Here is an 18,526-nt window from a genome sequence, read left to right on the forward strand (position 1 = left end):
ATGGTTTATCTGTGTTGACAAATAGTGAAGCTTTCGTTTCACTCGCTGTCAGGAAGGAGGCCGGCACCATCAGCGGATCCCAAGCTGGGCTCGATCATGGCAAGCGGCAGCGGAAAAAGAACTCCTCCGATGGAACTATCCAGAGTGGACACGGAGAAAACCAATGATGAACCGGACAATATCGCGCCGTGCGCTGATGCAATGGGCGCTCGGCGGTGCCGCCGTCTTGCAAGGCATTGGCTGGACGGGGCTGGCCCAGGCAGCGGCAACCGGCCAATTGCGGATCGGCATGGCTGCTCCGCCGACGACGCTAGACCCGCATCTGAAGAGCAATGCGCCCAACAACGCGCTTGCCACCCATATCTACGACACGCTTGTCATCAACGACGAAAAGTCGATCTCCAGACCGGGGCTGGCGACGGCCTGGCGCGCGGTCGACGACACCCATTGGGAGTTCGACCTGCGCCCAGACGTGCGCTTCAGCGACGGTGAGCCGCTCACCGTAGACGACATCGTCGTCTCATTCGACCGGGCCAACACCATCGACAGCACGGCGTCGTTCCGGACCTACACGCGCAACATCAAGTCGATCACCTCGCCCCAAACCGGCAAGCTTCTCATCGAAACCAAGCAGCCGGAGCCGCTTCTGCCCAATTCGCTCAGTCGCATTCGCATCATCCGCGCCAAGTTCAAGGATACCCCGAGCGATCAGTTCAACAACGGCACCGCGGCGATCGGAACTGGCCCCTATGTGCTGAAGGAATATGTTTCCGGCAACCGTGTCGCGCTTTCCGCCAATCCCAACTACTGGGGACCGAGGCCTGCTTTGCCGGACGTCGAGCTCCGCATCGTCACCGATGCCGGCGCGCGGCTTGCCAACCTGCTCGCCGGCGATCTCGATCTCGTCGAACAGGTGCCCTACGAGGGTGTTGCCCGCGTCGAACAAGACGAGCGCTTTCACATCATCCGCGGCGTATCGAGCCGGGTGGTCTTCTTCTCTCTGGACACGTTCAGGGACGTGACGCCCTTCATCAGCGGCAAGGATGGCAAGCCGCTCGACCGCAACCCGCTGAAGGATCTGCGTGTGCGGCAGGCGCTGTCCATGGCGATCGACCGCAGCGCCATTGTCGAGCGCTTGATGCAGGGCAATGCTATTGTCGCTTCACAGTTTCTGCCCGCCGGCGCCCCGGGCACCTCGGCTGCTATCAAACCCGTTCCATTCGACGCTGCAAAAGCCACGGCCCTGCTTGCCGAGGCCGGCTACCCCAATGGCTTCCGCCTGACGATCCACGGGCCCAATGATCGTATCGTCAACGATTCGAAGATCGTGCAGGCCGTGGCCCAGATGTTCTCTCGCATCGGCCTGGAAGTCAGCGTCGAGGTCATGCCCTGGTCGGTTTACGCCGACAAGGCGGATGCCCATGAGTTCAGCGTCAATCTGGACTCCTGGGGCGTCAACACAGGCGAAACCTCGAACCCGATGACAGCTCTGGTCGCGACGCAGAATCCAGACGCCGGTATGGGCATCGCCAATTCGGGCCGCTACTCCAATCCCGATCTCGATGCCAAACTGGCTGTGGCGAAGCGGACGCTGGACGACACCAAACGCGAAATGATGCTCTCGGAGCTCAGCGACATCGTCTTCAACGACGTCGCCCTGATTCCGCTGCACCATGAGGTTCTCGTCGTGGCTGCCCGAAAGGACCTTCAGTTCACGACGCGGGCCGACCAGTATACGCTGGCCATGAACGCCAAGATTGTCTGAGGAGGTGTAGACTTGACGAGCATCGCCACGGGATCTGTTGCGGATCGCGGTCGCGCTACATACGATCTTGGCGCGACCGCCATCTTTGCTTCCAAATCGGACCCACGCTTCCACTATTGCCTGTATGTACCGCCCGCGGTTGGGGAAGGCGCCCAAGTCGACCTGCTGGTGGCCGTCCATGGTACCGGCCGCACCTCGTTCCTGGGTTTCCGTGATGCGTTCGCCGAGTTCGGACGCTGGAACGACTGCGCCATTTTGTGCCCGGTGTTTCCAATGGGCGTTCTCGGCGACGATGCCCGCAGCGGATACAAATACATGATCGAGGGCGACATCCGCTACGATCAGGTGCTGCTCGCGATAGTCGAGGAAGTCGTCGCGAAATACCGTCAGGACTGGACCCGCTTCGCTATGTTCGGATTTTCCGGCGGCGGGCATTTCACCCATCGCTTCGCCATCCTTCATCCCGACAGGCTATGGGCGGCGTCGATCGGCGCACCGGGATCGGTGACCCTGCTCGATCCCACGCGGGACTGGTGGGTGGGGATTCGCGACCTGCCGGAGAAGTTCGGCATCACCTTCGACGCCGCCGCGCTGGCAAAAGTGCCTGTCCAGATGATCGTCGGCGATGCCGACCTGGAGACCTGGGAAATCACGCACGCCCAGGGCAGCACCCATTGGATGCCGGGCGCCAACGATGCAGGACAAACGAGGCCGGAGCGCCTCAGGACGTTGTGTCGATCGTTCGAGGAAGCGGGTGTGCGCGTACGCTTTGATTTGCTGCCCGGGGTAGCCCACGAACGCGACGCGGTTCTCGATCCGGTCAAGGATTTCCTGGCCCAGGCGCTCAAGCAACGACGGAACGCATCAAGATGAATGCAATGATCGTTGCGCCGCAGCCGGAGGCGGTCGAGGCGGGCGCTCTGGTGCTCAAACGCGGCGGCAACGCCGTCGATGCGGCGATCGCCTGCGCTTTCATGCAAGGCGTCGTCGACCCTCAAATGGCCGGCATCGGGGGCTTTGGCTCGATGCAGGTCTATATGCCGCGACGCGGCGTGCACGAGGTGCTAGAATTCTACGCCAGGGCGCCGCTCAAAGCGTCGCCTGAAATGTGGAGCGACTTTCTGGTCGGCCAGTCGCGCGACGGCTTCGCCTTTCTGCTGGAAGGCGGCATCAGCGAGATCGGCTATCTCGCCGTCTGCACGCCGGGCAGTGTCAAGGGCTATGCCGAGGCGCTGGCGAGATACGGCACTTTTGAATGGGCCGACGTCGTCGCACCCGCCGCCAAGCAGGCGAGGCGCGGCTTTATGGTCCGCCCGCATGTCCATTGGTACTGGGCCCAGGACGGCGTAGATACCGGCGAAGTGCGCACCCTTGACAAGCTGCGCTTCAGCAACACGGGGCGCGCCATCTATTTTCGCCCGGACGGCGCGGTCAAGCTGCCAGGCGACGTCGTCGTCAACACCGACCTCGCCCAAACGCTCGAGCGGATCGCGGCCGCCGGTTCGGACATTTTCTACAAGGGCGAGATCGCCGAAGAAATCGCCGCCGACATGGCCGCCAACGGCGGCCTTATCGGGAAGGATGATCTGGCGCGCTATGAGCTATCCACCGCGCAACCGCTCTGGGGCGAGTATCGTGGCTATGATATCGCGACCAGCCCGCCGCCCGCCAGCGGCATATCCATGCTGCAATTGCTCCACATCCTCGAGCATTTTGATGTCGGAGCCATGGAGCATGACGGTGCCGAGCACATCGTCCTGCTGGCGGAGGCGATGAAGCGCATGACCATCGACAAGGACCGCCATCTCGGCGATCCTGCCTATGTCGACGTGCCGGTCGCGCGGCTGCTGTCCCGCGACTATTGCAGCGGGCTCGCCGCCGAGATCAAGGCCGGGCTGCGCGCCAGGATCGAGCGCGTCGATGACCGGTCGCCGCGCGACACGACCCATATTTCGGTGGTCGACCGTGAGGGCAATGCCGTCGCCTTGACCCACACGCTGGGCAGTCCCTCGGGGGCGATCACCGATGGCCTGGGATTCATGTACAACGGAACGATGAGCCGCTTCGACCCAAGGCCGGGCCGGGCCGGATCGCTGGCTCCCGGCAAGCGGCGGGCCAGCTCTGCGGCGCCCACAATCGTATTCAAGGACGACCGGCCGGTGATCGTCATGGGAGCGCCCGGCGGCAGCTATATCGCGCCGTCCATGGCGCAGGGGCTGATGAATCTCATTGATTTCGATATGAGCATGTCGGAAGCGGTGGCCGCCCCGAGGATCGTGGCGGTGTCGAACACAATCGACGTCTCCAATCGCATTCCGCGCTATGTCACTGAAGAAATCGAGGGCCGGGGCTACGAGGTGAAGCGCTCCTGGCAAAGTTACGCTTTTGCCGCCCTCCACGGCATCCAGATCGAAGACGGAATTTGCCGCGGCGGCGCCGATCCGCAGCGCGACGGCATGGCGATGGCGGTGCCGGCGTGATGTGCCGCGCACAGACGACCGGCGACCCTTTCCGGCAATCAGGCTGTGGAGCGATGCCATGACCGCAGCCGTCGCGCGCCGGCTGCTCCAGGCCGTGATGGTCATGTTCGCCATGACGGTTATCGTCTTCATCGCGATCAACGTCATCGGCGACCCCGTCGACATTTTGATCTCGCCCGACGCCGATCAGATCGAGCGCGCGCGCGTCGTCCAGGCACTCGGGCTCGACCTGCCGCTTTGGCAGCAGTACCTCCGCTTCCTCTGGGCAGCGCTGCATGGCGACCTTGGCGAGAGTTACGTCTACAACGAGCCGGCGATCAGGGTGATCCTGCAGCGACTGCCGGCAACACTCGAACTGGCCGTCTCTGCCATCCTCATTGCCATCGTCGTCGGCGTGCCGCTCGGGCTTTATGCCGGACTGCGGCCGGATGGCATCTTGAGCCGCGTCATCATGACCGTCAGCATCCTCGGCTTCTCGTTGCCGACCTTCTGGGTCGGGCTGGTGCTGATCATGTTTTTCGGCGTGCAGCTCGGCTGGTTGCCGAGCGGCGGGCGCGGCCAGACCGCCGAACTGTTCGGTGTCCAATGGGCGTTCCTGACCAAAGACGGCCTTGCCCACCTGATCCTGCCGGCGGTGAACCTCGCCTTGTTTGACGCCTGCCTCATTCTGCGCCTGACGCGCGCCGGCGTCGCCGAAGTCCTGCCGCTCGATTTCGTCAAGTTCGCGCGGGCCAAGGGCCTCAGGGAAACGCGCGTGATCGGCGTCCACGTCTCGAAGAACATCATGATCCCGGTGGTGACCATCATCGGCCTGGAATTCGGCTCTATCGTCGCCTTCTCGGTCGTCACCGAAAGCGTGTTCAGCTGGCCTGGCATGGGCAAGTTGATCATCGACAGCATCAACGTGCTCGACCGTCCGATCATCACCGCATACCTGATGGCGATCGTCGCCTTCTTCGTCATCATCAATCTCGTCGTCGACCTGACCTATACGGCACTCGACCCGCGGGTGCGGCTCCAGGGCGAGGGACCGTGACATGAGCGTCGACACCTTGCCGCCACCGATGCCTACCGAGGCCGAGAAGGGTGAAGAGGCGCCGTTTCGAGTGCTCGTGCGGGCATTCTTCCGCTCGCCTGCCGCCATTGCCGGCTTCGTGCTGCTGAGCGCGATCATCGGGCTGGCGCTGCTCGCGCCACTTATAGCGCCGCAAAATCCCTACGACCTCAACCAGCTCGACATCATGGACAGCCGCCTGCCGCCCGGCTCGCAATCGATGACGGGCATGATTTTCTGGCTCGGCACCGACGACCAGGGCCGTGACATGCTTTCCGGCATCATCTACGGTCTGCGCATATCGCTCGGCGTCGGCGTCAGCTCGGCACTTTTCGCCGCGCTGTTCGGCGCTTCTTTAGGCCTGCTCGCCGCCTATGTCGGCGGTCGGACCGAGACGGCGATCATGCGCATCGTCGATCTGCAACTCTCCTTCCCCTCCATTCTCGTTGCACTGATGATCCTTGCCTTTCTCGGCAAGGGAATCCTCAACGTCGTACTCGCGCTGGTGATCGTCGAATGGGCGACTTATGCACGTGCCGCGCGCGGCACGGCGCTGGTGGAGCGGCGCAAGGAATACATGGAGGCGGCAGAGTCGCTCGCCATTCCGCGATGGCGCATTCTGTTCGTCCATCTTCTGCCCAACTGCCTGCCGCCGCTGATCGTGATCGCAACGGTGCAGGTGGCGCGCGCCATTTCGCTGGAGGCGACCTTGTCCTTTCTTGGCCTCGGTGTGCCGATCACCGAGCCCAGTCTCGGCCTGCTGGTCGCCAACGGCTATCAGTACATGCTCTCCGGCATGACGTGGATCAGTTTCTATCCCGGCGTGGCGCTGCTGATTACCGTGGTTGCGATCAACCTCGTCGGTGATCGGCTCCGCGACGTGCTCAACCCGCGGGGGCGCGAATGAACGCGACCGTGCTCGAAGTCCGCGATCTCAGGACCCATTTCGGACAAGCAAAAGCCGTTGACGGCGTCTCGTTCAGCGTCGCGCGAGGCGAGGTTCTGGGTCTCGTCGGTGAAAGCGGGTCCGGCAAATCGGTCACCGGCTTTTCCATCATCGGCCTTGTCGATCCGCCAGGCACGATCGTCGGCGGCCAGATCGTCTTCGACGGCCGCGACATCACCCGCTCCAGCCGCGAGGAGATGCGAGCGCTGCGCGGGCGCCGCATGGCGATGATCTTCCAAGATCCCATGATGACGCTGAACCCGGTCCTGCGCATCGACACGCAGATGATCGAGGCGGTGCAGGCGCATGAAAACGTCTCGCGCATGGATGCCAGGGCGCGGGCGCGCGACGCGCTCGGCATGGTCGGGATCCCGAGTCCGGATGAGCGGCTGCAGGCCTATCCGCATCAGTTTTCCGGCGGCATGCGCCAGCGCGTCGTTATCGCTATTGCGCTGCTGCACCGCCCGGACTTCATCATCGCCGACGAGCCGACCACCGCGCTCGATGTGACGATCCAGGCACAGATTCTCGCCGAGATGCAAAAGCTCGTGGCGCAGAACAACACGTCGCTGATCTGGATCACGCATGATCTCGCCGTCGTCTCGCGGCTCGCCGACCGGATCGCCGTGATGTATGCGGGCCGCATCGTCGAATCCGGCCCGGTGTCGGACGTTCTCGTCCGTCCGTTGCACCCTTATACCGCCGGTCTGATCGACTCCGTTCCCAGCCGCAACCGGCGTGGCGAGCGGCTTCGGCAGATCCCTGGAATGGCGCCCAGTGTTGCGCGGCTGCCGGCCGGATGCGCTTTCGCCCCGCGCTGCGCGCGCGCCGACGCGGCGTGTGCCCAGGCGGTGCCTCTGCTCACTGCTGGCCCGCGCGAGCACCGCTGTGTTCATCCCTTGCCGGAGTTCCGCGTATGATCCCCTCCACTCCGGTTGCGGCAGACATTCAAAGCTCCTCAGCGGGTTCTAGCGGGATGGCGCCGCTGATCGAGCTGAACGAGATTTCTCACAGCTTCGGCACGCGGCCGGATCTCGCGGCCCGTTTGGCGATCTCGTTCAAACTCGCCAAACCGACGGCAAGCGTGCAGGCGATCGACGGTGTCAGCCTCGCCGTTCGCAGGGGCGAGGTTCTGGGCCTCGTTGGGGAGTCGGGATGCGGCAAGTCCACACTGGGGCGGATCGTCGCCGGCATCGTGGCGCCCAGCAAGGGATCGGTATCATGGCGCGGCAAGGACTTGAAGGCGCTTCCGCCGCTCGAACGGCGTGAGGCCAAGCTGCGCGTGCAGATGATATTCCAGAATCCCTACGCCTCGCTCAATCCGCGCCGCAAAGCGGCCGATATCGTCAGCGAGGCGCCGCGCGTACACGGGCTGGTTGAGGGCGATCTCGGTACCTTTGTCGATCAACAGTTCCGGCGTGCCGGTCTCGATCCGGCGCTAAAACACCGCTTTCCGCATCAGTTCAGCGGCGGCCAGCGCCAGCGGATCGGCATTGCGCGCGCGCTCGCCGTGCAGCCGGAATTTCTCGTCTGCGATGAGGCCGTTGCCGCTTTGGACGTCTCGATCCAGGCGCAAATACTCAATCTCTTCATGGACCTGCGCGAGAGGCTGAACCTCACTTACTTGTTCATCAGCCACGATCTCGGGGTGGTCGAGCACATCTCCGATCGGGTGGCGATCATGTATCTCGGCCGCATTGTCGAAGAGGCTCCGGCCGAGGAGATCTTTGCACGGGCCAACCATCCCTACACGCAGGCGCTTCTCGCCGAGGTGCCGCGGATCGAAACCACCAAACGCGGCTTTGCCGCGATCAAGGGTGAATTGCCGAGCCCGCTCTCGCCGCCGAGCGGATGTCATTTCCACCCGCGCTGCCCGCACGCGATGCCTCGTTGCCGCACCGAAGCGCCCCGACTGAAGGTGGTTGCTGCCGGACACAAGAGCGCATGCCACCTCAATGACGCCGCCGCCTGAACGCCTTGGAATTTTTTGAGATGACCGACCTCCAGGCGTTCCAGTCCGTGACCGACGACATGGCCCTCTGCCGCGATATCATGGTGACGATGCGCGATGGGGTAAGACTGGCGACCGACATCTACCGACCGGCAAGGGGAGGCCGCGCGCTGGACCGGCCAGCTCCCGTCATCGTTGAGCGGACGCCTTATGGCAAGGCGATGGCATCGCGCGCCGAACTCGAGGTCAGCATGACCGAACCGATGGATCGCGCGACGGTCGCCGAGCATTTCGTGCGCCATGGCTACATCGTCGTCTACCAGGACTGCCGCGGCCGCTACGGCTCGGAAGGCGAGTTCGTCAAATATCGCTCCGAAGGTCCGGACGGCTACGACACGCTTGCATGGATCGCAGCCCAGCCCTGGTGCAATGGCCGGATCGGCACCATGGGCCTTTCCTATGCTGCGCATACCCAAATGGCGGCGGCGTGCCTTGCGCCGCCGGCTCTTGTAACCATGATCCTCGATTCCGGCGGATTCTCTAACGCCTTCACCTGCGGCATCCGCCAAGGCGGCGCGTTCGAGCTGAAACAGGCGACCTGGGCCTACCGGGAAGCCCGCGAGAGCGCCGTCGCCGCCGGCGACGAGTTGGCCCGAAAGGCGCTCGAAGCGGAAAACCTGCATCGCTGGTTCGGCAAAATGCCCTGGTCTGAGGGCCGTTCCCCGCTCCGCTGGGCTCCGGACTACGAGGCTTACCTGCTGGAGCAGTGGCGGCACGAGACTTTCGACGGCTTCTGGAAGCAGGTCGGCATTCATGCAGCGGGCTTCTACGACGCCATTCCCCACATTCCGATCGCCCTGATCTCGAGCTGGTTCGACGTCTATGTCCCGACGACGTTCGAGAATTTGGCTGGCCTTGCCCGAAACGCGAAACGGCCGCTCGCCTTGATCATGGGTCCGGGCTTGCACGGCGACCGCAATCTGACCTTTGCCGGCGACGTCGATTTCGGACCGAACGCTCCGCTCGGCGGCAATGTGGCGGCAAGCTGGCTGGAGTTTCGTCGCCGTTGGTTCGATCGCTGGCTGAAGAGCGGGTTGGAGGACGATCTCGACGAGGAGCCGATCCGTCTTTTTGTCATGGGCGGGGGAAAGGGCACGAAAAATGAAACGGGCCGTCTCGATCACGGCGGGCGCTGGATCAAAGGCAAGCGGTGGCCGCTGCCGAACGTGACGGAGCAAAGCTATTATCTGCACCCCAACGGCAGGCTCTCGGAGGCCTTTCCTGCGCCCGACGCCGTCGCGCTGAGCTATGATTTCGATCCCGCCGATCCGGTCCCGACCATCGGCGGCGCGCTGACCAGCGGTCAGCCGATCTTCGCCGGCGGCGGCTTCGACCAGAGAGAGGACAAGAGGTTCTTCGGCTGCCGCAATTTCGGCTTGCCGCTTTCCGCCCGTCTCGATGTCCTCTCCTTTGAGACCGAGCCGCTTGCCGACGATTTGACCGTGCTCGGACGGGTAGAGGTGGAGCTCTGGGCGGCGACCGATGCACCCGACACCGACTTCACGGCGAAACTGATCGACGTCTATCCACCGAGCGCCGACTATCCGACGGGCTTTGCCCTGAACCTGACCGACGGGATTTTCCGCTGCCGCTTCCGGCGTTCATTCGAAAGAGCCGAACTCGTGAAGCCTGGAGAGATCATGCGGCTTCGCATCGAGCTATTTGCGACTGCCAATCTGTTCCGTGCCGGCCATCGGCTGCGGCTGGACATCTCTTCGAGCAATTTTCCGAAGTTCGACGTCAATCCGAACACCGGTGCGCCGGCGGGGCTCGGCCGTAGCCGGCAAGTGGCGCGCAACACGGTTTTCCTCGATGCAACGAGGCCATCGCGGCTGATCGTGGAGAGATTATGAGCAAATCGGGCGGGCTCTAAGCCCAGCACAATCAGCTTGCGCAAAGACAGGCCGCTGTGGGGCATGGGCCTCAATCGTATTTGGCGACAAAGCGTCCGACGGCGGCGAGGCAGTCGTCCTTCTCCTCGACATGCGGCATATGGCTGGAATTTGGGAAGACCATGCCTTCGACGTCGGGAATATGATCGAGAAAGGGCTGGACGCAGGCTTCGGTCGCTTCGTCGTAAAATCCGCGGAACGCCAGCGTCGGCGCCTCGATCAGATGCAGGCGCTCGACGATGGTCCAGTTCCGCATCGTGCCGATGACGTGGAATTCATTGGGTCCGTTCATGGTGTGATAAACCGTCGGATCCGCGTCGATTGCCGCGAATGTCCGGGCGACCTCCCGCGGCGTTGGAAGGACACGGCAGACGTGGCGGTCATAGAAGGCTTTGGTTGCCGCAACATAATCCGGGTGATCGGTGGTCCCGGCTGCCTCGTGCCGGTCAAGCGCGAGTTGCACATCGGCCGGCAGCCCGGCCCGCAATTGCAGCGCGCCTTCCACCCATAGCGCCATTGAGGCCAGCGAATTGGCCAGGATCAATGCCTTGAGCCCTGCAGGGCGTCGCACGGCATGTTCGGCCGAAAGTATGCCGCCCCAGGACTGGCCGAGCAGGGCGTAACGCTCGGCAATGCCGATGTGAGCGAGCAGCGCATCGAGTTCGCCCAAAAAGAAATCGACGGTCCAGAAGTCGCCGCCCTTGTCGGGCAGATGGGTCGACTTGCCGTTGCCGATCTGATCGTAGTGGATGACGGCCCGCCCGGTATCGGCAAGCTCCCTGAATGAATCGACATAGTCGTGGGTGCAGCCCGGCCCGCCGTGAGCGATGACCAATGGCAGCTTGCCCGAGTTGAGATCTCCGATCACGCGATACCAGGTGCGGTAGCCCCTGTAATCGCTGAATCCTTCGGTGGTCACATGTGCCGTCACAGTTCCAAGCTCCGGGTCCTGGCTGGCAGGAACCAAAGTGACGGACCCTCCCAAGCCTTGTTTGCGGCCGACGGTACTAAGCGGCCCGGCGCATTTACAGCTAGCACTATTTATAGGTTTGCCCTGGCGGGAGGAGCCCTCAGGCGGAGCGCCTCAATGCTCCGGCTCGAGCAGCCGGTAGTGGGCAGCCAGCGCGATGGCGTGGAAGCGGTTGCGCGCGCCAAGCTTGCGTGTCGCCGCGTTGAGATGCAGCGTTGCTGTCGGCACCGCGCGGCCAATCTCGCGCGCGACCTGCTTGGCCGTCAGTCCGGCGGCGGCGAGGCGCAGGCACTGGCGCTCGCGCGACGTCAGGTGGACGTATGGGCAGGTGCGGATGCCGGCATCGAAACCGGCGTAGACGGAGTCGTGCAAGAGATGGCCCAGATCGCCGATTTCGGCGATTAACTGCCTTGCTTCGGCCTCGAACCCTGGCTCTGGGTCGGCGCGGATCGCGGTGAAGGTGGCCAGATCCCCACCGGCAAGACGGATGGGCACGGTGACGCCGCAGGTCATCCTGGTATCGAGCAGATAGCTGATCACCGGATCATGCCTGGACCGAAGCACATGCTGCATGACGGTGCTCTGAACGCCCTTGTGCGACCAGAGGAACGGCCTCGATACGGCGAGCGCGGCTTCCTGCACCGGGTCAAGCTGATAATAGCCGCCTTTGCACCAGAGATCCTGCATGTCGCGCGGCACGTTGTGCAGAGCCATCAGCGACGGGGTGATCAGGTCGCCCTCATGGCTGACCGGCACGGGCGTATAGTCATAGATGAATGAGGTGAAACCGACGGGCTCCAGCACATCGGTCGCCACCGCCATGGCGGCGTCGATGCTCATTCCCGTTCGGAACCGGCTCTCTAGATCGCCTGAAAAGCCCTGCATGCGACAAGCTTACCCGCTGGCCATTGCTTGTCAAATAGCCATGTCACCCGCGTGCCCAATAAATAGGCTTAAGGCTGGCCTCTCCGACCTATCTATCTTAATAGCTATCCTGCTCGGCTTCGCTGGTCGTAGTCTTTTCCAATTGGGCGAAGGTGCGGAGACCACCCGCGACCCAGATCATTTCCAGCCACGCCGCGGTCGTCGATTGCGTATAGCGTGGCCAGTCGACACGCTTTCCACGAGGAAACACAGCCATGCGACCCCAGAAGGCACTTGCAGCATTGATACCCGGCCTGGCTCTGCTCGGCATGACGATCGTGTCGCCGCCGAGCAGTGCCTTGGCCGCGGAAGGCAAGCTTGGCGGCACGCTCCGCTTGCTGGCCAACGCCGCTGCCGGCACCGCCGATCCGCATATCAATTACACGCTGCAGTTTTTCCAGATGAACTATATTCTCTACGATGGTCTGGTGACCTACAAAAAGGCCGGGGACAAGACCGGCTTCGAGGTGGTCGCGGACCTCGCTGAAACCCTGCCGAAGGTCGAAAACAGCGGCAAGACCTACGTCTTCAAGCTGCGCAAAGGCATCAAGTTCGCCGACGGCTCGGACGTCACCAGCAAGGATGTGGTGGCTTCGTTCCAGCGCATCTTCAAGATCAGCGGGCCGACGGCCGGGACCTTCTACAACGGCATCGTCGGCGCCGATGCGTGTTTGAAAACCCCGGCGACATGCACCCTCGATGGCGGCCTGTCGGTTGACGACGCAGCCGGAACGATCACCTTCAACCTGGTCCAGCCGGATGCCGAGTTCCTGCAGAAGATCGCCATTCCGCACGCGGCGATCCTGCCGGCGGGCGCGCCGCTCAAGGATGCCGGCACTGATCCGATCCCGGGCACTGGGCCCTACATGATCGCGAGCTATGACCCGAACAAGCTGATGAAAATGGTGCGCAATCCTCACTTCAAGGAATGGAGCAAGGAAGCCCAGCCGGCAGGGTATCCCGACGAGATCGACTATGAATTCGGCCTCACCGACGAAGCGGCGGTGACGGCGGTCGAGAACGGGCAGGCGGACTGGATGTTCGATCCGCCGCCGGCGGACCGTCTCGGCGAACTCGGCACCAAATATGCCAAGCAGGTCACCGTGCATCCGCTGATGGCGATGTGGTATGCGCCGATGAATAACAATCTGGCGCCGTTCAACGACATCCGTGTTCGCCAGGCGGTGAACTTCGCCATCGACCGCGCCGCGATCATCAAGCTCTTTGGCGGCAGCAATCTGGCGCAGCCGGCTTGCCAGATGCTGCCGCCGGGGTTCCCGTCATTCGCGCCTTATTGCCCATTCACCGCCAATCCGGGCGAAAAGTGGTCGGCGCCGGATATGGACAAGGCCAAACAACTGGTTGCTGAATCGGGAACTGCTGGTCAGGAGGTGACGATCATCACCGAGGACAGCAGCGTCTCGAAGTCGATCGGGGTCTATCTGCAGGACGTGCTCAACCAACTCGGCTACAAGACATCGGTCAAGCCGATCTCGCAGAACATCCAGTTTACCTACATCCAGAACACCAACAACAAGGTGCAGATCTCGGTCTCGCAATGGTTCCAGGATTACCCGGCGCCATCCAATTTTCTGGAAGTGCTGTTCAGCTGTGCCTCATTCACGCCGGGCTCGGACGCCTCGGTCAACATTTCCGGGTTCTGCGACAAATCGATCGACGCGTCGATGGCCGAAGCAGAGACAGCCACCATCGCCGACCCAGCCAAGGGCGCAACGCTGTGGACGGCCATCGACAAGGCGGTGACGGACAAGGCCCCGGTCGCTGTTTTGTTCACACCCAAGCGGGTCGATGTCGTCTCTTCCAGGCTGAAGAACTTCACCTTCAGCCCGCAATTCTACTGGATCGTCAGCCAGTCCTGGGTCGAATGATCCCCTCGAGCCAATGCGACGGAGTGCCACCGGCGCTCCATCGCATTTCCTTTTCCGCCGGATCAGCGCATCTTCCAGGTCGAGATTTTTGCCAGGCAATCCTGTTTATGGTCCCCCGTTCATGGTCAATGTCATTGCGGACCAGCCTGACGCCCCGGTCCGCCAGGCCGCCGCTGGCCCATGGCGCACGGCATGGCGCAAGCTTAAAGCCGATCGTTCGGCAATAGCGGCGTTCGGTGTGCTCGTCGTCATCGTCATCGCTTCGCTGGCGGCGCCGCTTTATGCGCAATACATCGCCCACACGGATCCTTTCGTAACCAATCTCAACGGCGAGATCGTCATCGATGGGGTGACCCAGCCGGTACTGCAGGCTTCCACCGAAGGCCTTGGCCTCGGCATGACGCCGATTGGGCCGACCTGGCGGATCGGCCCGTATCTGCTCGGCGCCGACAATCAGGGCCGAGACGTCGCGGCGCGGCTGCTTTACGGCGGGCGGGATTCGCTGTTGATCTCGGGCGCTGCGGCTGTGCTGTGCCTCGTCCTGGCGACCTTTCTGGGGGTTGTTTCCGGGTTCTTCGGCGGCATTGTCGACGTCGGCCTGTCGCGTATTCTCGACGTGCTCTGGGCGTTCCCGGTTTTCCTGCTGGCGATTTCGCTGTCGATCGTGCTGATCGCGCAGAGCATCCAGATCGGTCCGTTCGAAATTCGCTCCGGCAGCCTGTGGCTGCCGATCTTCATCATCGGCATCGTCTATGTGCCCTATGTGGCACGGCCGATCCGTGGCCATGTCCTGACCTTGATGCAGGCCGAATTCGTCACCGCGGCGATCGGGCTTGGCGCGTCGCCCTGGCGCATCCTGCTGCGCGACATCATGCCAAATGTGGTGACGCGCATCATCGTTTTCGTGCCGTTGATCCTGGCACTCAACATGATGACCGAATCCTCGCTGTCGTTTCTGTCGATCGGCGTGCAACCGCCGGACGCCAGCTGGGGCACGATCATCCAGGACGGTCAGGGCCTGCTCTATTCCAGGCCGATCGTGGCGCTGGCGCCCGGGCTTGCCATTGTCATCACTGTGCTGGCTCTCAACATTCTCGGCGACGGCGTGCGCGATGCGCTCGATCCGAAATCCTCGCCGAGGGGCATCTAGTGCTTGCCGCCATGAGTTTTCGGCTCGGCCAGATGATGCTGGTCATGTTCGGCATCAGCGTCGTCGCTTTCCTGATCTTCTTCGCCACGCCCGGTGCCGATCCCTCGGCGCGCATTGCCGGCCGCAACGCGTCCCAGGAGACATTGGTCCAGGTCCGCCACGATTTCGGTCTCGATCGGCCATTGCCGGTGCAATACGGGCTGATGATGAATCGGCTTTTCGTCAGCCGCGACCTCACCTCCTTCGTCAATCGCGGGCAGCGCGTGATTCCTGCGGTGACAGGCGCCATTCCGGTTACGCTGTCGCTGGTCGGCGGCGCGGCGGTGCTGTGGGTGCTCGGCGGACTGATCGTCGGGGTGATCGCCGGCGCGACGCGCGGCACATTCATCGACCGGGCGCTGATGATCCTGAGCCTGATTGGAGTGTCCGTTCCGGTCTTCTGGCTCGGCGAGGTCGCTAATCTGCTGACACAGAGCCGCTGGCATGACACCTGGCTGTTTTCTTGGGTTCCTCCGCTCGGCTACATGCCCCTGACACAGGACCCCTGGGGCTGGTTCAAGGCGCTCGTCATTCCGTGGTTCACGCTGGCGACGCTTTATGTCGGCCTTTACGGACGGGTGCTGAGGGCAAGTCTGATCGAGATGATGCAGGAGGATTTTATCCGCACCGCGCGGGCCAAGGGGATCGGCGAGCGGCGGGTTTTGCTGCATCACGGCCTCAGGACGTCACTGGTGGCATTCGTCACCATGTTCGGTCTCGATTTCGGTGCCTTGGTCGGCGGCGGCGCGCTGTTGACCGAAGTGGTCTTCGGGCTGCAGGGCGTCGGGAAATTGACCTATGAGGCACTGCAGACCCTCGACCTGCCGATGATCCTTGCCACGGTGATCTACGCCTCGTTTTTCGTGGTGATGGCAAACTTCGTCGTCGACGTCGTCTTCGTCTTTATCGACCCGAGGGCTCGCGATGTCCGTTAACGCTCCCCTTCTCGTCGTCGAGGGTCTCACCGTATCCTTCCGCAGCGACGCGGGGCTGGTGCGGGCTGTGGCAGGCGTCTCGTTTGCCGTCGAGCAGCGGGAGATCGTCGGTGTCGTCGGTGAGTCCGGTTCTGGCAAAAGCCAGACCTTGCTGGCCATCATGGGGCTGATCGACAGCCCCAATGCCGTCGTCTCCGGTTCAATCCGTTTTTTGGGGCAGGAGCTCGTCGGGCTCAACCGGCGTGCGCTCGATGCCATTCGCGGCCGCCAGATCGCGATGATCTTCCAGGATCCGATGTCGGCGCTCACCCCGGTGCACACGATCGGCAACCAGATCGGCGAGCAGGTGCGTGCGCATGAGAAAGTGTCGGCGCGGGCGGCACGGGCGAGGGCGGTGCAGTTGCTGGATGCGGTCGGCATTGCCAATCCTGATCGGGTCGTCGACGGCTATCCGCACCAGCTCTCCGGTGGCATGCGCCAGCGTGCGGTGATTGCGATGGCGCTCTCGTGCAATCCGGCGCTGCTCGTCGCGGATGAACCGACCACGGCCCTGGACGTGACCGTGCAGGCGCAGATCCTCGAACTGATCGCACGGCTGCGCGATCAGTTCGGCTCGGCGGTGATCCTGGTCACACACGATCTTGGCGTCGTCGCCCAGGTCGCGGATCGGGTCTTGGTCATGTATGGCGGACGCTTCGTCGAGGAGGGCCGCAAGAGCAGCGTGTTCCGAACGCCGCTGCATCCTTACACGTGGGGCCTGTTCGGCTCGATCCCGCCGATGGATGGTGAGCGTCCGGCACGGCTCGCCGCGATTCCGGGAGCTCCGCCTTCCCTCTCCAACCTGCCGAAAGGCTGCGCCTTCGGTCCGCGCTGTGCCTTTCGCCACGATGCCTGCCTGGTCCAGCTCCCGACAATGCGTGGCGACGGCCATCGCGCCGCCTGCGTATTACCGGAAGCCAGACGCAAGCAATTCAACATCCACAAGGCTGTCGGCGTGGAAATGCAACGATGAGTGCTGCGCCACGCGAGCGCCCGCTACTTCGCGCCGGAGATCTTTCGAAGCATTATCACGTCGGCCGCTCGATTTTCCCGGCGCAGCGCCGGACGGTCCAGGCGGTCGACACGGTATCGCTCGACATCTGGCCCGGGGAAACGCTAGGCATCGTCGGGGAGTCAGGTTGCGGCAAATCCACCCTTGGCCGCTGCCTGGTGCGCCTGACCGATATCACCTCCGGTTCTCTGGAGTTCGAGGGCCGCGACATTACCGACGCGTCTCAGCGTCAGCTCCGTCCGTTGCGGCGACAGATGCAGATGGTCTTTCAGGATCCGAGCGCCTCGCTCAATCCACGTCGGCGGGTCGGCGATCTTTTGGCCGATCCGTTCCGCATCCATGAGCGCCTCTCGGCATCGGAAATGACGGACCGCGTCGCCGAGCTTCTGCGCCGGGTCGAATTGTCCCCCGAACACGCGTCGCGCTATCCCCACGAATTCTCGGGCGGCCAGCGCCAGCGGATCGGCATTGCTCGCGCGCTGGCGCTCCGGCCAAGGCTGATCGTGGCCGACGAGCCGGTCTCGGCGCTCGACGTTTCGATCCAGGCCCAGATCGTCAATCTGCTCGCCGATCTGCGCGAGGAGTTCAACCTGACCTATGTATTCATCGCCCATGATCTATCCGTGGTGCGCCAGATTTCGACGCGCGTGGCCGTCATGTATCTGGGATCGGTCGTGGAGAGCGGGCCGACCGATCTGGTCTTTGCGGCGCCCAGGCACCACTACACCACGGCACTCCGTTCCGCGGTGCCGATACCCAGTATCGATCAGGCACGACGCGAGCGGCTTGTCCTGAAGGGTGACTTGCCGAGCCCGATGAACCCACCCTCCGGCTGCCGGTTTCACACCCGCTGCCCGGCTGCCACTTCCATGTGCCGCAACGAACGTCCGCTGCTGCAGAGCACGGGCGACGGTCGCCTGGTTGCTTGCCATCATCCGGGCGGCGGGTAAGGCGCGGGATTCTCGTTGGGGAGGGGACAGGTCGTTGCGTGTGGCGGCGAAGTCGAAGCACAACGGTCTAGATTGCTCCCGTCCGCTCAAGCGGGCGCGGCTGTGCCGAGAGCTGCGGCCAGGACATCAGCGAGGCCACGGCCGGCGCTGCCGTCCTCGTCGAGGCGCGGATTGTAGATGGTGACCTCGATCCCGACCGCCTTGCCGCTCGCCAGGATGATGCGGAGTGCCGCCGACAGTTCGTCCCAAGACAGCCCGCCCGGTACGCGGAAATCGACCGCCGGCATGATCGCGTCGTCGAGACAATCGGCGTCGAGATGGATGAAGAAGCCGTCGAGTTCCGCCCGCGTCAGGTCGCCAACCGCCCCCCGGGGGGGGGGGGGGGCCCCCCCCGGGGGGGGGGGGGGGGGCAGGCTTAGCAGAATCGGAGGGGGGGGAACGCGGGGGGAGCGGAGGGGCGCGGGGCGCGG

The 18,526-nt window shown here is 63.3% G+C and carries 16 protein-coding genes; 13 read left to right on the forward strand and 3 right to left on the reverse strand.

What is annotated here, in order from left to right; genetic code table 11:
• The first annotated feature begins 163 nt into the window (after positions 1 to 163).
• The 8 genes from AC0L17_RS30385 to AC0L17_RS30420 are packed head-to-tail and all read left to right on the forward strand — an operon-like array spanning position 164 to position 10,109.
• The gene (locus tag AC0L17_RS30385) at positions 164 to 1,765 is read left to right on the forward strand and encodes an ABC transporter substrate-binding protein (RefSeq protein WP_473518473.1); all 1,602 of its coding nucleotides are present in this window, start codon (positions 164 to 166) and stop codon (positions 1,763 to 1,765) included.
• A 12-nt stretch (positions 1,766 to 1,777) separates the two neighbouring features.
• Complete coding sequence (locus AC0L17_RS30390) at positions 1,778 to 2,638, forward strand: alpha/beta hydrolase (RefSeq protein WP_473518474.1); 861 nt, start codon at positions 1,778 to 1,780, stop codon at positions 2,636 to 2,638.
• On the forward strand, positions 2,635 to 4,245 hold the full coding sequence (gene ggt / locus AC0L17_RS30395) for a gamma-glutamyltransferase (RefSeq protein WP_473518475.1): 1,611 nt from the start codon (positions 2,635 to 2,637) through the stop codon (positions 4,243 to 4,245). Before AC0L17_RS30390 ends, ggt begins: the two co-directional genes overlap by 4 nt.
• A gap of 58 nt (positions 4,246 to 4,303) precedes the next feature.
• Positions 4,304 to 5,281: an ABC transporter permease gene (locus AC0L17_RS30400; protein ID WP_091597385.1), complete on the forward strand. Its 978-nt coding sequence runs from the start codon at positions 4,304 to 4,306 to the stop codon at positions 5,279 to 5,281.
• Between the two features lies 1 nt (position 5,282).
• Complete coding sequence (locus AC0L17_RS30405; RefSeq protein WP_473518476.1) at positions 5,283 to 6,206, forward strand: ABC transporter permease; 924 nt, start codon at positions 5,283 to 5,285, stop codon at positions 6,204 to 6,206.
• Entirely contained in the window at positions 6,203 to 7,165 is a 963-nt protein-coding gene (locus AC0L17_RS30410) for an ABC transporter ATP-binding protein (RefSeq protein WP_473518477.1), read from the forward strand. The genes AC0L17_RS30405 and AC0L17_RS30410 overlap by 4 nt, the downstream gene beginning before the upstream one ends.
• A gap of 56 nt (positions 7,166 to 7,221) precedes the next feature.
• Complete coding sequence (locus AC0L17_RS30415; RefSeq protein WP_091597380.1) at positions 7,222 to 8,217, forward strand: ABC transporter ATP-binding protein; 996 nt, start codon at positions 7,222 to 7,224, stop codon at positions 8,215 to 8,217.
• Positions 8,218 to 8,237: 20 nt separating this feature from the next.
• Entirely contained in the window at positions 8,238 to 10,109 is a 1,872-nt protein-coding gene (locus AC0L17_RS30420) for a CocE/NonD family hydrolase (RefSeq protein ID WP_473518478.1), read from the forward strand.
• 70 nt (positions 10,110 to 10,179) lie between these two features.
• Here the strand turns inward: AC0L17_RS30420 and AC0L17_RS30425 are convergent, their stop codons facing one another.
• Complete coding sequence (locus AC0L17_RS30425; RefSeq protein WP_473518479.1) at positions 10,180 to 11,079, reverse strand: proline iminopeptidase-family hydrolase; 900 nt, start codon at positions 11,077 to 11,079, stop codon at positions 10,180 to 10,182.
• A gap of 153 nt (positions 11,080 to 11,232) precedes the next feature.
• Positions 11,233 to 11,958, reverse strand: a complete 726-nt coding sequence (locus tag AC0L17_RS30430; RefSeq protein ID WP_287171679.1) for a LuxR family transcriptional regulator — start codon at positions 11,956 to 11,958, stop codon at positions 11,233 to 11,235.
• A gap of 299 nt (positions 11,959 to 12,257) precedes the next feature.
• Here AC0L17_RS30430 and AC0L17_RS30435 point away from each other — a divergent pair, with 299 nt between their 5' ends.
• From AC0L17_RS30435 to AC0L17_RS30455, 5 genes are all read left to right on the forward strand, one after another.
• Complete coding sequence (locus tag AC0L17_RS30435) at positions 12,258 to 13,931, forward strand: ABC transporter substrate-binding protein (RefSeq protein ID WP_473518480.1); 1,674 nt, start codon at positions 12,258 to 12,260, stop codon at positions 13,929 to 13,931.
• Positions 13,932 to 14,052: 121 nt separating this feature from the next.
• Positions 14,053 to 15,081, forward strand: coding sequence for an ABC transporter permease (locus AC0L17_RS30440; protein WP_473518481.1), 1,029 nt, complete (start codon positions 14,053 to 14,055; stop codon positions 15,079 to 15,081).
• Positions 15,082 to 15,092: 11 nt separating this feature from the next.
• Positions 15,093 to 16,055, forward strand: coding sequence for an ABC transporter permease (locus AC0L17_RS30445; protein WP_473518482.1), 963 nt, complete (start codon positions 15,093 to 15,095; stop codon positions 16,053 to 16,055).
• Positions 16,045 to 17,067, forward strand: a complete 1,023-nt coding sequence (locus tag AC0L17_RS30450; protein ID WP_473518483.1) for an ABC transporter ATP-binding protein — start codon at positions 16,045 to 16,047, stop codon at positions 17,065 to 17,067. The genes AC0L17_RS30445 and AC0L17_RS30450 overlap by 11 nt, the downstream gene beginning before the upstream one ends.
• The gene (locus tag AC0L17_RS30455; protein ID WP_473518484.1) at positions 17,064 to 18,056 is read left to right on the forward strand and encodes an ABC transporter ATP-binding protein; all 993 of its coding nucleotides are present in this window, start codon (positions 17,064 to 17,066) and stop codon (positions 18,054 to 18,056) included. The genes AC0L17_RS30450 and AC0L17_RS30455 overlap by 4 nt, the downstream gene beginning before the upstream one ends.
• Before the next feature lie 86 nt (positions 18,057 to 18,142).
• Here the strand turns inward: AC0L17_RS30455 and AC0L17_RS30460 are convergent.
• Positions 18,143 to 18,526 (reverse strand): arginase family protein (locus AC0L17_RS30460; RefSeq protein WP_473518485.1); only part of this gene is annotated, 384 nt, incomplete at its 5' end.

Source organism: Mesorhizobium sp. WSM4829 (genome assembly GCF_055811475.1).